We start from the raw sequence: 13824 nt of genomic DNA on the forward strand, positions 1-13824 counted from the left end.
CTCCAACCACTGCGCGATAAACTAAATAGATTAAACAAGATTTTTTAAGTTTTTGTCCAGCCTCAAAATCTAAATTATAATTTCAAATTGCCAATCAAAAGAACTTCGTATAATTTATCTTCATTCTAATTTAATTGATAGGATACAGCACGATTTTTTCTGCCTTTAAATTTCGAATGACTATTTCTGACAGTTTAACTGTATTGTAACTGACGCCATTATAGGCGTTAAGAAAAAGATGATTCTAAGCTTCTTCACAATTGAAATTATCTTGAAAAACCGCATTGTTATATAGATAATTAGCTATCTAATTCATTTTTAGTGATTATGCAAGTGAAAAGATACAACGGTTCTTAACGCGGATTTAAATTTTATAAAGTAGACCAAATTTAATTAACTCCGGAATTAGATAAACTGTCACTAACACTTCTTGTAAACAATGGGGGAAGTATTAATCAAATGTGTGACAGCTATAAAAAGAGAATACCTAGATTGTGATCCAGGTAGCTAGGTATACATCTAACGTAAAATAGTAGTTGACTCAGTTTTTGTTTAAATGAAGCGAAACATTGAAGTGAGAGAAGTTCACCTAAGAGGAACATAGGGAATTCATATGATATCGCAAACTTGTTACAGGCAATGGATTTGCTAGGTTAATAAAAATTATAGGATGAAAAGAAAAAGTGTTATTTTTTCTTTAAATATTTTTTATAATAACCGAGAAACATCTCAAATTTTTGAAATGTTTCTCGGTTATTATTGAGAATTTTTGCTCCAAATTCTTATATTTTATTTAGTTTCTTAATGATAAGAGGATAGTGTAATTTTCTCAATTGATTCCTTGGTTTTAAGAACGTTTTCGATTAAATTATTTTTTAACTCATCGGATAAACGATAATAAGGAATAGTAACACTAAATGCATATATAGGAGACCGATCCTTTCGTGTTTTTATTGCAGCGCCAATACAAAAAAGATGATCTTCTATTTCTCTATTATCAGTAGCGTAGCCTAGAAGTTGTATATTATTTATTTCTTCGTTTAAAATAGACTTTTCGGTAATTGTATGATCGGTAAAAGGAGTTAATTTCACTGAATCAATATAATCTCTTTTTTCTCATCATTAAACGAAGCCAATATAGCTTTACCCATCGCTGAACAATATAATTCGCGTGTTGATCCGATTTTAGATAACATTAATTTATTATTTTCAGATGAACTAAATTTATTGATGTAAAGTATCTTATTATCTCTTAGCATCCCTAAATGAACGGTTTCATGAAATTGATCAAATAACGATTTTAGCGAAAAATAGGAATCGCGAATAATATCAAATTGCATTTGCGCAGCATTGGAGAGCTGAATTAAGCCAACTCCTAAAGAAAACTTTTTATCTTTTGGATTTCTGTGTACATACTCTAGCAGTTGTAGTGTATCTAAAATTTTTGAAGTGGTGCTTACAGTGATTTTAGTTTCTTGAGAAATTTCATTTAAAGTTAATGGTTCTATTGAAGTGGATATAACATTTAATATATCTGCCGCTTTAAGTAAAACGGTACCATAAACAGGTGGTTTTTCATTGTGCATCTATAATCCTCCGTGTATTGTCAACTATAATATTATTATATCTAAATAATAAAGATAGTCAAAAATAGAAGAGAATACGCCCTATTTTGTTCGTATTCCCTTATTAGTTATGTGTAAAATTATCCTTTCACAGAACCTACTAAAGCCCCTTTAACAAAGTATTTTTGAATAAATGGATAAACCAATAGCATTGGCACTGTTGCGATAACAATAACAGCCATTTTTACTGATTGTGCAGGTGGCACTACTTCAAACATGGCACCATCAACTTGTAACCCACTTGATACAATGACAATTTGTCTAAGCAATACTTGTATTGGCCATTTATTAGAGTCATTTATGTATAAAATAGCATTCATATAGGTATTCCAATAAGAAACTGCATAGAATAATGAAATGGTTGCAATTGAAGGTAAAGCTAATGGAACCATTATTTTTGTAAAAATAGTTAAATGAGAGGCACCATCAATTTTAGCCGATTCTTCTAAACTATCTGGTAATGCTTGGAAAAAGTTTCTCATGATAATTAAATTAAAAGCATTGACAGTTACAGGTAAGATTAGTGATGCGTAAGTATTTAAGAGACCTAAACTTTTTACTACTAAAAAATGGGGAATCATTCCACCACTAAATAACATTGAAAAGACAATAAGAAAGTTAAACAAACTTCTCCCATATAAATATTTTCTTGATAAACCATATGCCATTAAACTCGTAACAATCATTGAGAAAATTGTACCTACCAAAGTTACAATGACTGATACAGCCATTGATCGAAAGATTGTTGGTGTAGATAAAATATAGCGATAAGCATCTAATGAAAAAGTTTCTGGAAAGAGAATAAACTTTTTGCGTGCCATCTCAGCTGGTGTGGCGAAGGAGCTGGCGATAATGTTTAAAAATGGAAATAAACATATTGCGGCCAATAAAGTTAGAAATATATAATTGAAGATTGTAAATATTTTATACCCTCTACTTTGTGAAGATCGATTGTTCATAGAAAATTCCTCCTAAATATATTAGTTGTTAATATTATTTTAACAAATGTAAGCCGTTACATATATAATCATTTTAAAATAGTAAGTATAAAATAAAATAATATGATGATAATAATGAAATTTAAAAATGGATAATAATGTGATTACAACAGTGTTTTTCACTATCATATGAAATGATTATTAACATTATGGTAAGCGCTTGCTATACTGTAAACAAATAAGTGAGGAGGAATATCTATGGAAGGGATCGTAACACCAATTAAAAAGAATCCATTCGAAAAGTTACCTAAAGAAAAATTGAAGTCATTAGAAAAAGAATTAAAAATAAAAAAAGAAAAACGGTATGGACTAATAAGGCTCTCTATTTAATGATTTTGCCGGGAGTTCTTTATTTTTTAATTTTTAAATACTTACCAATGGGAGGAATAATCATAGCATTTCAAGATTATCAACCTTTTTTAGGAATCTTAAAAAGTCCATGGGTAAATATGAAACATTTTATAAGACTTTTTACTGAACCAACATTTAGAGTATTATTAAAAAATACATTATATTTCTTTATGTTGAATATTGTTATATTTTTTCCGTTACCAATAATTTTAGCATTACTATTGAATGAAGTAAGACATAAAGTGTTTAAAAAAGTTGTTCAAACGATAATATACATTCCACATTTTATGTCATGGGTCATCATTGTTTCAATAAGTTTTGTCTTACTTGCAATGGATGGAGGCTTAATTAATGAATTGCTAAAAAATATTGGGTTAGCTAAGATCCCTTTTCTTACGTCTTCAAATTGGGTCGGTGTTGTTTACATTGTGCAGGTAATTTGGAAAGAGTTAGGATGGTCAACCATTATTTATTTGGCAGCAATTACAGCTGTGGATGTTCAACTATATGAAGCAGCAGATATTGATGGTGCGACGCTTCTTCAAAAAATGTGGCATGTTACACTACCGGCTATTAGACCAGTCATTATCACATTATTAATACTTAAAGTTGGAAATATTTTAAATTTAGGATTTGAACATATGTATTTATTAGTGAATCCATTGAATAGAGATCGTGCCGAAATATTTGATACTTATATTTATACTGCGGGATTAAAAAATGGACAATTGAGTTTTTCAACGGCAATGGGTGTTTTTAAAGGTGTTGTTGGTTTTATAATGGTATATATTACTAATAAGATTGCGAATTATTTAGGAGAAGATGGTGTTTATTAGGGGTGGAAGAGCATGATTGGTGAGAAATGGAATATATTCTGTCAATGGATAATACAACTGATTTTTCTGAATATGTTATGGATAATGACAGTAATTTTAGGATTTATTATTTTCGGCTTCGGGCCAGCAACTTATGCTTCTTATTCTACTATTCGTCAGTGGCAAAAATCTGGTTTAGCTCATAATACATGGTTTTATTACTCAAAATATTTAAAAGAAAATATAAAACATAATATAATATTTGGGATTTCATTCTTGGCTTTCATTGTGATTATTTTAATAGATTTACTCGCAGTAAAGCATTTTATTCTAAGAACTGGCTTATTTATCAGTACATTTTTAGCAGCTCCCATTATTTTGTTATATTTTCCTATAAAAGCTCATTTTGATTTCGAAAACTATAAAGATTGTTTCAAATTAATTTATCAATTATTTATCAGAAATATTTTATGGTGTCTGATTATGTTTGTAACGTTAATTCTGTTTGTTTATCTTATGATTCGTTGGTTGCCTGCTTACTTTATATTAATTGGTATTGCAGGAACTCATTATCTAATAGCGTTTTTTTTAAAAAAAATTTATATAAAGGAAAATGTATGGGAGCTTTAAATAGAGGAGGGTATAAAATAAATAAGGCTCTCAAATAAAAAAATATTAAATGAAAAGAGGAATATAAATGGCTTCAAAATTAAAAAAAGCAACAGCGATGCTATCGTTAGTTTCGTTACTCTCAGGAGGATTAATTAATATTGAAAATGTTTTTGCGAATGAAGAAAGACCGACCATTACTTGGATGAATATGTTACACACAGCTTCACCACCAAATAATGTTATCGAGGAATTATTAGAAGATTATACAAATACCAACCTTGAAATTACATGGATTCCTGATGCCTCCAAAGAAGAACGTCTAACGACTGCATTAGCTTCAAATGATTTAGCAGATATTGTGACGATTACATTAATGAAAAATTCTTCTGTAAGAAATGCAATGAAAGCAGGAATGTTCTGGGATGTAACACCCTATTTAAAAGATTACCCTAACTTAGCTGAAATTTCAGAAGATCGTATTGAAGCAGCATCAATTGATGGTAAATTATACGGTATTCCTTTTCAAAAAGCTTATGCTCGTGGAGGCTTAACACTAAGAAAAGACTGGTTAGATAATTTAAACTTAGAAGTTCCAACCACAATGGATGAGCTTTACGAAGTAATGCGAGCATTTACATATGATGATCCTGATGGAAATGGTGAAGATGATACAGTTGGGTTAGGAGACAGAAACGACTTACGCTATAGTAGCTTTAAAACTTTTTCTTCTTATTTTGGAGCACCAAATGGTTGGGAAGTTACTGAAGAAGGCAAATTTATTCCTGAATTTGAGACTGAAGCATATATGACCACATTAGATTACTCTAGAAAATTATATGAAGAAGGTATTCTACAACAAGATTTTGCAGTCACTTCAAAAGCAGACCAAGACGATCAATTTGTAAATGGTAAAACAGGTGTTTATACTGGTATGGTAAGTATTAATGGTCACTTTAATAAAATGAATGATGCATTAGGAGAAGGTAACTTTGAATTAATTCCAGTTAATAAAATTGATGGTACTGGAACAGGTGAATATCATATTTGGTCTGAAGGAAATGGTGTGAATGGCGTCTTAGCCTTTCCTGTAACAAACGTTGAGACAGAAGAGGAACTACGTAATTGCTTACAATTTGTCAATGATTTAATGGATGAAGAAGCACATATGTTAATGACTGGTGGTATTCAAGGCGTTCACTATGATTTTGATGAGAATGGTGTTTATTCTGTGATTAATCCAGATTTATGGGCGCAAGAAGTTCAACCATATGCTGGATCTAGACCAGCCGAAGTTAAATTTAATTTGAAATCTGACTACGAAGGAAAACGACTATCTGATGAATTAATTATTGAAAATGATAACTTTGCAGTCATGGATCCTTCAGTTCCTCTAGATTCAGCTACTATGAACGAACGTGGTTCTGAATTAACTAAAATTATTGAAGACGCAACGGTTCAATACATTATGGGAGAGATTGATAAAGATGGGTTTAAAGCCGCAGTATCTCAATGGAGAGAACAAGGTGGCGATCAAATTATTTTAGAATATGAAGAAGCATATAAACTTTCCCAATCTGCTGAATAATGAATGATATATCTAGTCAGAGTAAATCATAATAATCTTATTTCAACCTTTATACAGCGACAATAGAGGACGAGTAAGTCAGATTAAAATGGCTTTAATAGAATGAGTTCTCAAAGTATGAACTCGACGGGGTGAGCTGAAGAAGTTAAAATCATTGATTTTTTACTTTAGGCCCACTCCTTATTTATTTTAGAAAGGATAATAAAGATGGAATATAATATTATAGATTTTGGTGCAAGTATTGATAATCATTATGTAGAGAATACAAAAGCTATTAATCAATTAATTGAAGAAGTTAGTAGTAAAGGAGGCGGAAGGATAAAAGTACCAGCTGGTAAATTTCATGTAACTTCCTTAGAGTTAAAATCCAATATTGAATTTGTTTTAGGACCAGGTTCGACTCTATATTTTGAAACAAATGATTTTGATTATCCGGTTGTTGACTCTCGCTGGGAAGGTGTTGATCGGCCAGTATTTCGTTCATTGATTTATGCAGAAGATGCAGAAAATGTAAGTGTTAGTGGTACGGGAACTATAGATGGGAATGGTTTTAGCTGGTGGAAGGTATTTAGAGAGAATAATCCGATTTTAAAATACCCAAGACCTACTGCTATTAGTTTTAACAGATGTAATGTAGTAAAAATTTCAGGAATTAAAATTATTAATTCTCCAAGCTGGACGGTTCATCCGATAAAATCGAATAACATATCCGTAAATAATGTAACAATCATTAATCCAAAAGATTCGCCTAATACAGATGGGATTAATCCAGAATCATCTTCAAATGTGCGCATTTCGGATTGTTATATTAGTGTAGGGGATGATTGTATTGCGATAAAAGCAGGAACAGAAGGGGCATCTGAACGAATTCCATGTGAAAATATCACAATCGAGAACTGTAATATGTTGGATGGGCATGGTGGTATTGTAATTGGTTCAGAGATGAGTGGTGATGTTAAAAATATGGTTGTTTCAAACTGTGTATTTAAAAATACTGACCGCGGTATTCGTTTGAAGACAAGACGAGGGCGTGGTGGAACAATCAAAAATATTGTTTTTAATAATATTATTATGGATGGTGTTATGTGTCCAATTGTAATGAATCTCTATTATTTCTGCGGTCCCGGAGGCAAAGAAAAATATGTATGGGATAAAGCTGCTTATCCTGTCACAGAAGAAACACCAGCTATTTATGATATTACAATTTCGAATGTTAAGGCTATTAATGCCCGTGCAGCTGCTGGATTCATTTATGGTTTACCGGAAAGCCTTATTAGAAACATTAAGTTTTCAAATGTTGATATTATGATGGCAGATAAAGCGGAACCCGATTATCCTGCTATGATGACGGATTTACCTAAAATGTCACAAGCAGGATTTTGGATTGGTAATGCCAAAGAGTGTGATTTAATGGGAATTAAAATATCAAATGTTATAGGCGAAACTTTTGAAATTTTTGATAGTGAAGATATTGAATTAAAAAAATAGGTTAAATGTTAATGAATCAACTTGTTATATTGAAAAAATTATTAGGTGATGTCCCTGAGAAGGGAAATTTTCATTATAAACAAACAGGACAAATTGTATATGCAAATTATACGCTTATACTCTTTGACGTTCACTTACTGCATAATGAAATCGTCGAAGTTCAGGTAACGATTCCCAATAATAGTAAAAGTAGAGAGGCACTCCCATTAGTGCTTTGTAATCACTCTCATGGTGGTAATTATCAGGTAGGTAAAAAAGAAATACTTGAAGGTGCTGAATATTTAGCGTCTCCGTCTTTTGCAGAAACTCTCAGTCAATTAGGCTTTGCTACGATTTCAATCGATGCAAGAGGATTTGGAACAAGAGCGGTTTTAACAGAAGCTGAATTAGTTAAAACTGCATTAATTCATGGTTCAACTTTATGGGGTTTAATGTTAAATGATCTAGTGTATCTGCTTGATTTTATTGAATACCAACAACAATATCATTTTTCTGAAATAGGAGCCTTAGGAATGTCAATGGGAGGATTAATGAGTTGGTGGTTAGCAGCTCTTGATAGTAGGATTAAGTGGATTGTTGATATTGCAGCACAAGTAGATCTTGAAACATTAGAAAAACAAAATTTATTAAATAAGCATGGTCATTATTATTATGTACCAAGTTTCTTAAAATATTTTTCCACGACTGATATTCAAAAGCTAATTGCACCAAGACGCAGATTGTCAATAGTTGGAAATTCTGACTTGAACTGTCCAATCGAAGGTGTTATCAAACTTGAAAAATTTTTAACTAAAGCCTATCACCAGATGGGAAAAGATAATCAATGGCATAGTCATATTGTGAAAGGCGGTCACGAAGAAACATTGGAAATGCGTCAAATATGGGTCAATTTTTTGAAAGAAGGGTATTCGAATGATTGTAGGTAATGCTAAATTTGCAAATTTTGGAAAAATAAGTGATGCGCTTGTTTATTTAAAAGAACATCCAGAGGAAAAAAGAAAAATTTTTATCTTAGCAGGTGTTTATAGAGAAAGATTGCATATTGACCTTGATGCCGTTGAATTAATCGGGCTAGGTTCAGTAGAAATAGTTTATGGACGATATGCATGGGAAAAAGATGAACATGGGAATGACATTGGCACCTTTTCAACACCAACGGTTTATATTGAAGGTAAAGATTGTGTGTTTGAAAACATCATCTTTGTGAATGATGCAGGACAAGGTGATTTAAGAGGACAAGCAGTTGCAGTTTTTGTTCATGGTGACAATATTAAATTTTTAAATTGTCAATTTAAGGGGTTTCAAGATACATTATGTATTGGACCTTTGCCACCAAAACAATTAAATGGAAGCGACTTTCCTGAAAAAAATGAGCGTCGATATTTTGAGCAATATCGTGTTCTATTTGAGCATTGTTTTATCGAAGGGACGATAGATTATATATTTGGAGGTGGCACAGCCGTATTTATACAGTGTGAAGTGAAGAGTCTATGCCGTCTCAACCCAAATGATATTGGCTATGTAACTGCAGCCTCCACTCCTCAAACCTCAAAGTCAGGGTTTACCTTTATTGAGTGTTTGTTTACAGGCGATGCAAGAGAGAATACTGTATATTTGGGAAGACCTTGGAGAGCTTATAGTGCAACTGAGTTAATTGACTGTGTTTTTGGTTCTCATATTAAAATTGAGGGGTGGAGTGAATGGCAACAACATACTCCGAATATTGAAAATGTTCGGTATATTGAGCGATATTCTAATAAAGAATATGTAAAATATTTTGAGAAAACTAGGGTTAATTGGGTGAATGTAAAAAGCAATTATAAAACAATTGACGAGATAATAGACTCATGTTTTGAGTAGGAATGGTGAGAAATTTGAAAAGATTTTTTTATTGGGGCAATATCATCAACTGTTTTGTGATGTTAATTTTGATTGGTAGTGTTGCAAGTATAATTAATGGCCAAACGATAAATGAATATAAAACGTCTTTATTTACTTATTTCTCAAAGATAAATGATCAACTTACTTTAGAAGAAAGTTTCGCTTTTGCAATAAATATGGCGATGAGTTTTACTATTGTTTTAATAATTGTTTTTGTGTTAACCGCAATTGCTAACTATTTACTTAATAAAGATCGTTTCTTAATGTTATGTTCATTTTTATTTTTTGTCGCTGGTATGGTGACGTATGTTGGTACAAAAGGAATTTTATCCTTTAACGCCCTTTTTTATTGGGTATCAATGGGTTACAGTTTGTATCGAAAAAAGGAAATAAGCGTTCAAAATGAATAAAGAAAAAAGAAAGCAGATTACTAAGGATTATGAACTGCCCCCTGTCAAGTAAACAGGCAAATAAACAAAAATTTATGCCATGCGTCATTGAGTTGATGCATGTTTTTTTTATGCAGGGATTCTTACTCCCATTTTGAGTGTAACTCGCTCTGTATTAAAAAACCGAACGTATTGTCTTATATCCTTCTCTAATTGATCAAAGTTTTCGTAGCTTCTTAAACTGTACATCTCAACTTTTATAATGCCCCAAAAATTCTCCATCGACCCATTATCGATACATTTCCCCACACGTGGCATACTTTGAATTAACTGCTTGTCATTAATAAATTTTTTAAAGAAATTGGAAGTGTACTGAAACCCTCGATCGCTATGAATTAAAGTTTCACCTGGAATCAGGTATTCCTCAATCTGATCAAACGTATCCTTAACTAATTTATTATCGTTACGCTTCGATAATTGATAAGCAACTATCTTTCCCGTTCCATAATCAAGAATCGCGCTCAGGTAAGCTTTACAGCTGTCTCCATACTTAAACTCTGTAATATCTGTTAACAGTACTTGCATCGCTTTATAAACCTTATTAAATTCACGATTTAACACATTTTCTGCAATATGTTGGGAGGAATGCTTTTTATAGCGATAGTGTTGACGTCGAATAATTGCTTTAAGCCCCATTTGTTTCATCAAATGGTAAACACACTTATGATTAACTTTTGCACGCTTAAAATAATTAAGATAAATGGTGATTCGGCGATAACCATAAATCCCCTGATAATGATCATAAGCTTCTTGAATTTGTCTCATCAAGTTTTCTAATCGCTTTTGTGTATTACTCGGTTTTCGATTGAGCCACTTGTAGTAACCCGAACGACTAACGCCAAGCGCCTCACATGATATCGTCACTTTGTAGCCTTCTTGATTAAGTTTCGCAATCGTCATGTACTCCGCTTGGTATTGAGTTCAGTTAACATCAACTCTCTTTCCACTTCTTTCAATTTTTTTAAGGCAATATTTTCCGTTTCTAAATACTCATTTCGTGCTTTAAGAGCAGCATTTTCTGTGCGTGGTTTTTCCTCTTCTGTTTGAATAGTGTCAGGTTTTCTCCGCCCTCGACTATCTGTTAAACCATCTGGTCCAAATTGTTGATATTTTTTAACTCAAGAATAGATATTATTATAAGAAACCTGATGCTTGGCTGCCGTTTCTTTATATGACATTCCGGTTTCTAAAAAGTCATTGACAATCGTCATCTTTTCTTGATGTGTTTTCTTTTGGCCATTCATAGTATACCCCTCGGGTTTAGGACGATAGTCCCTTATTTGTTCACCCTCATTATACTTGATAATCCATTTTTTTACAGTTGACGGGGCGGGTATATTATATTTTCTAGCAAGCCCTATTATGGAGCAATCAGTTTGAAGATATTCTTGAACGGTGCTTTCTTTAAAAGCTTGACTATAAGAGTTGTTTTTTCTAGAGGATTCGAGTCCAACCATTCCATGTTCCATAAATTTAAGATAATAACGGTAAAAGGTAGCCTCACTTAACAAGAGTCCAAATTTTTCGGAAAGTTCCCTATAAGAATAACCGTCCTCATAGAGATGAATGTAATAAATTAAATCTGCTGTCGTGTGCTTTCTGTTTGAACGCAAAAAAATCTCCCCTAAAGTAGTTTACTTATTTAAGTGTCTACTTTAGGGGGAGCATATCATTAGCTAACTGCTTTCTTTATATATTTTTTATAGCTTTTTATTTTCCTTTCTATATTGACCTGGTGTAGTGCCTTCAATTTTTTTAAAGAATCGAATAAAGTTTTGTGAGTTAGTATAGCGCAGTTTTTCTGCAATGTCCTTAATTGACAAATCAGTTTCAATTAATAATTGTTTCGCCATTTTAAGTCGGTAATTATTGAGATAGTCTGTAAAGGAAATACCGACTTCTTTTTTGAAAATATTACTTAGATAGTTCGGATTGTAATGCAGTTCATCGGCAATCGACTCTAAAGTTATATCGAGATCATAATTTTGTTTAATAATATTTTTAATTTCATTAGATAATGTTTTAAAAATATTGTCTGTCTGTTCTTGATTCTCATCAATCATAGGTACGATAATCTCTTCGTTAATGATACGTTTGATATGATGAATATTTTGAAATTCGGTTACTCGTTGATAAATACTTGATGATTGTCGGGTTTGAATATTTTTAATTTTTTGCAATCCTAATTGTTGATTTAACATCAGCAGAGTATTTATCAAACGTATTGAAGCTATTTCAACTGAGACTGAACTAGTAGCATATTCTTTTAGTCGGCTAAAGAATAAATCAACTAGTTCCAAAGCTTTTGTTTTATTACCTATTAAAATTTCTTCTTTAATTTTTGATTCAATATCCTCTGGGTAGAAAGATAATAGTAAATCGTTTCCTTGATTATTAATGTCTGCAAAAGTAACCACAGAACTATCGCTAAAATTACGTTTTTGTTGAAGTGCTTGTAGCGCTTCTTTATATCCTATATGCAAATCTTCTAAATGTTCATATCCGTTACTAATACCAATTGACACCTGCAATTTAAGGACAGTTGAGATACTTTGAATCATTGTGTTTGCGAATTGCAGAACCAAATCTTGGTGCTGATTCGTATTGTTAGCATCTAAAATTAAAATAGTCACTTGCGTATCGGAATTTAGAATAGTTGATTCTAAAATATATTGTGGATCGATTGTTTCCTTAATAACTTGATTGATACCAAAGTACCATAAATCAAGATTAGTATCATCAGAAGTACGTAAAAAATCAATTTTTGTTAATAATACAAAATAAACCACTTCATTCCGAATATTGTAGTCATACACTTTAAGACGATTATCAATAGTATGTTTTGAGACTTGATTATTGAGCAACCTAACAATGAATTGGTTTTTTAGAATTGTTTTTCCACTTTCGTAAAATTGATTGAATGTTTCTTGTTCATCAACAATCGCTTGTATTGAGGTAGATAGGTAAGTTAAATCATCCACATTTTCACTTGAAATTTGACCTGAAAAAGGAAGGCTTTCAATTGATTTTTTCAGATTACTGATAGGTGTCGCAATTTTCTTTGCTACTACATAGGATGTAAATGAGATAACTAAGATAGCAAGTGTGCTTAATATCGGAACAATCAAGAGATTATTATCTTGGTGAATTTTGTTAGCAAGACTGTCATATTGAATAATATAATAACGATTACCTAGTGAATTGGTCGCGAAATAATATTTTTTATTTTTAATATCTATGATACCTTGATTCTTATTCTCAGATTTTATTTGCGAAAATAAATCTTCTAATGGGATAGGAAAATCTTTTTGCGCAAGCAAAATGTCACCAGAACGGTTTAAAATTGCTAAATTATCAGTGGTATTGCTATCGACAGATTCTATTAATGTTTTTTCATCGATGCTACCGGATGCGATAGAGTTTTTATTGATAGAAAAATAGGGTAAGTAAGCAGTAAAGCTTATTTTTCCCTCTTTATTTGACCAAATAATTTGGCGAGTAGATTGATTAATACTTTCAACTTCTTTTTTGAGTTGATCTAAATCGTTAGAAGTTAATTGTCGTAGTGTCCCATTACGTATGTTCCATTTTCCATCAATACTTGTAATACTATAGGTAACATTATTATTACCATTTAAAGCTTCTAAATATTGAACCTGATTTAATATTGAGCGATAATCCTTAATATTTTGTGGTAACAATGGACTACTGACAATATCATTATAACTGGTAGAGGTACTAAAGGCGGTTAAGGTACTCTCTAATAATGTTAAATCATTTTCAATATTAAAGACTAATTGTTGCAGATTATCCTTGACAGATAAATCAAGAATTTGTTGCATTTTTTTAGTCGAATTATACGATACAAAGGATGTGATGATAATGATGGAAATAGTTGCTAGTGTGAGTATTGGAATAAAAATTTGGTAAAATATCCTATTTTGTTTCATATTAAGTCCTTTCATCGTCATAATTTTAAACGGTTACATTTTTCATTATAGCACATATTATAGAAAAAAA

At 31.6% G+C, this 13824-nt stretch carries 14 protein-coding genes; 8 read left to right on the plus strand and 6 right to left on the minus strand.

Annotated elements, in window-relative coordinates; translation table 11 throughout:
* Positions 1-801: 801 nt before the first annotated feature.
* The 3 genes from LB888_RS05275 to LB888_RS05285 form a co-directional block, all read right to left on the minus strand.
* The gene (locus LB888_RS05275) at positions 802-1092 is read right to left on the minus strand and encodes an IclR family transcriptional regulator C-terminal domain-containing protein (RefSeq protein ID WP_318753830.1); all 291 of its coding nucleotides are present in this window, start codon (positions 1090-1092) and stop codon (positions 802-804) included.
* A complete protein-coding gene (locus tag LB888_RS05280; RefSeq protein ID WP_318753831.1) occupies positions 1089-1586 on the minus strand; it encodes an IclR family transcriptional regulator in 498 nt (165 codons plus the stop codon). The genes LB888_RS05275 and LB888_RS05280 overlap by 4 nt, the downstream gene beginning before the upstream one ends.
* A gap of 119 nt (positions 1587-1705) precedes the next feature.
* Complete coding sequence (locus LB888_RS05285) at positions 1706-2584, minus strand: carbohydrate ABC transporter permease (protein ID WP_318753832.1); 879 nt, start codon at positions 2582-2584, stop codon at positions 1706-1708.
* 237 nt (positions 2585-2821) lie between these two features.
* On the opposite strand from LB888_RS05285, the gene LB888_RS05290 reads away from it, so the two are divergent.
* The 8 genes from LB888_RS05290 to LB888_RS05325 all read left to right on the plus strand — a co-directional run bounded on the left by LB888_RS05290 (position 2822) and on the right by LB888_RS05325 (position 9765).
* Positions 2822-2953, plus strand: a complete 132-nt coding sequence (locus LB888_RS05290; protein ID WP_318753833.1) for a hypothetical protein — start codon at positions 2822-2824, stop codon at positions 2951-2953.
* Entirely contained in the window at positions 2902-3810 is a 909-nt protein-coding gene (locus LB888_RS05295; protein WP_318753955.1) for an ABC transporter permease, read from the plus strand. Before LB888_RS05290 ends, LB888_RS05295 begins: the two co-directional genes overlap by 52 nt.
* 12 nt (positions 3811-3822) lie before the next feature.
* Positions 3823-4419 (plus strand): DUF624 domain-containing protein, encoded by a 597-nt coding sequence (locus LB888_RS05300; RefSeq protein ID WP_318753834.1) that lies wholly within the window; start codon positions 3823-3825, stop codon positions 4417-4419.
* A 67-nt stretch (positions 4420-4486) separates the two neighbouring features.
* Positions 4487-5986 (plus strand): extracellular solute-binding protein, encoded by a 1500-nt coding sequence (locus tag LB888_RS05305; RefSeq protein ID WP_318753835.1) that lies wholly within the window; start codon positions 4487-4489, stop codon positions 5984-5986.
* 207 nt (positions 5987-6193) lie between these two features.
* On the plus strand, positions 6194-7474 hold the full coding sequence (locus LB888_RS05310; protein WP_318753836.1) for a glycoside hydrolase family 28 protein: 1281 nt from the start codon (positions 6194-6196) through the stop codon (positions 7472-7474).
* An 11-nt stretch (positions 7475-7485) separates the two neighbouring features.
* Positions 7486-8400, plus strand: a complete 915-nt coding sequence (locus LB888_RS05315; protein ID WP_318753837.1) for an alpha/beta hydrolase family protein — start codon at positions 7486-7488, stop codon at positions 8398-8400.
* A complete protein-coding gene (locus tag LB888_RS05320; RefSeq protein WP_318753838.1) occupies positions 8387-9334 on the plus strand; it encodes a pectinesterase family protein in 948 nt (315 codons plus the stop codon). The genes LB888_RS05315 and LB888_RS05320 overlap by 14 nt, the downstream gene beginning before the upstream one ends.
* A gap of 5 nt (positions 9335-9339) precedes the next feature.
* The gene (locus LB888_RS05325) at positions 9340-9765 is read left to right on the plus strand and encodes a hypothetical protein (RefSeq protein ID WP_318753839.1); all 426 of its coding nucleotides are present in this window, start codon (positions 9340-9342) and stop codon (positions 9763-9765) included.
* Between the two features lie 108 nt (positions 9766-9873).
* Here LB888_RS05325 and LB888_RS05330 read toward each other — a convergent pair whose 3' ends face one another.
* The 3 genes from LB888_RS05330 to LB888_RS05340 all read right to left on the minus strand — a co-directional run bounded on the left by LB888_RS05330 (position 9874) and on the right by LB888_RS05340 (position 13754).
* Positions 9874-10704: an IS3 family transposase gene (locus LB888_RS05330; RefSeq protein WP_318753840.1), complete on the minus strand. Its 831-nt coding sequence runs from the start codon at positions 10702-10704 to the stop codon at positions 9874-9876.
* A gap of 218 nt (positions 10705-10922) precedes the next feature.
* Positions 10923-11417 (minus strand): transposase, encoded by a 495-nt coding sequence (locus LB888_RS05335; protein WP_318753841.1) that lies wholly within the window; start codon positions 11415-11417, stop codon positions 10923-10925.
* Between the two features lie 87 nt (positions 11418-11504).
* Entirely contained in the window at positions 11505-13754 is a 2250-nt protein-coding gene (locus LB888_RS05340) for a helix-turn-helix domain-containing protein (protein WP_318753842.1), read from the minus strand.
* Positions 13755-13824: the final 70 nt, after the last annotated feature.

The organism is Globicatella sp. PHS-GS-PNBC-21-1553 (assembly GCF_033564055.1).
Lineage (GTDB): Bacteria > Bacillota > Bacilli > Lactobacillales > Aerococcaceae > Globicatella > Globicatella sulfidifaciens.

Excerpts from the sequence above, each read along its gene's own strand:
- LB888_RS05280 (WP_318753831.1), bottom strand. The coding sequence starts at position 1,586 with ATGCACAATGAAAAACCACCTGTTTATGGTACCGTTTTACTTAAAGCG.
- LB888_RS05285 (WP_318753832.1), bottom strand. The coding sequence starts at position 2,584 with ATGAACAATCGATCTTCACAAAGTAGAGGGTATAAAATATTTACAATC.
- LB888_RS05290 (WP_318753833.1), top strand. The coding sequence starts at position 2,822 with ATGGAAGGGATCGTAACACCAATTAAAAAGAATCCATTCGAAAAGTTA.
- LB888_RS05300 (WP_318753834.1), top strand. The coding sequence starts at position 3,823 with ATGATTGGTGAGAAATGGAATATATTCTGTCAATGGATAATACAACTG.
- LB888_RS05305 (WP_318753835.1), top strand. The coding sequence starts at position 4,487 with ATGGCTTCAAAATTAAAAAAAGCAACAGCGATGCTATCGTTAGTTTCG.
- LB888_RS05310 (WP_318753836.1), top strand. The coding sequence starts at position 6,194 with ATGGAATATAATATTATAGATTTTGGTGCAAGTATTGATAATCATTAT.
- LB888_RS05315 (WP_318753837.1), top strand. The coding sequence starts at position 7,486 with ATGAATCAACTTGTTATATTGAAAAAATTATTAGGTGATGTCCCTGAG.
- LB888_RS05320 (WP_318753838.1), top strand. The coding sequence starts at position 8,387 with ATGATTGTAGGTAATGCTAAATTTGCAAATTTTGGAAAAATAAGTGAT.
- LB888_RS05330 (WP_318753840.1), bottom strand. The coding sequence starts at position 10,704 with ATGACGATTGCGAAACTTAATCAAGAAGGCTACAAAGTGACGATATCA.
- LB888_RS05340 (WP_318753842.1), bottom strand. The coding sequence starts at position 13,754 with ATGAAACAAAATAGGATATTTTACCAAATTTTTATTCCAATACTCACA.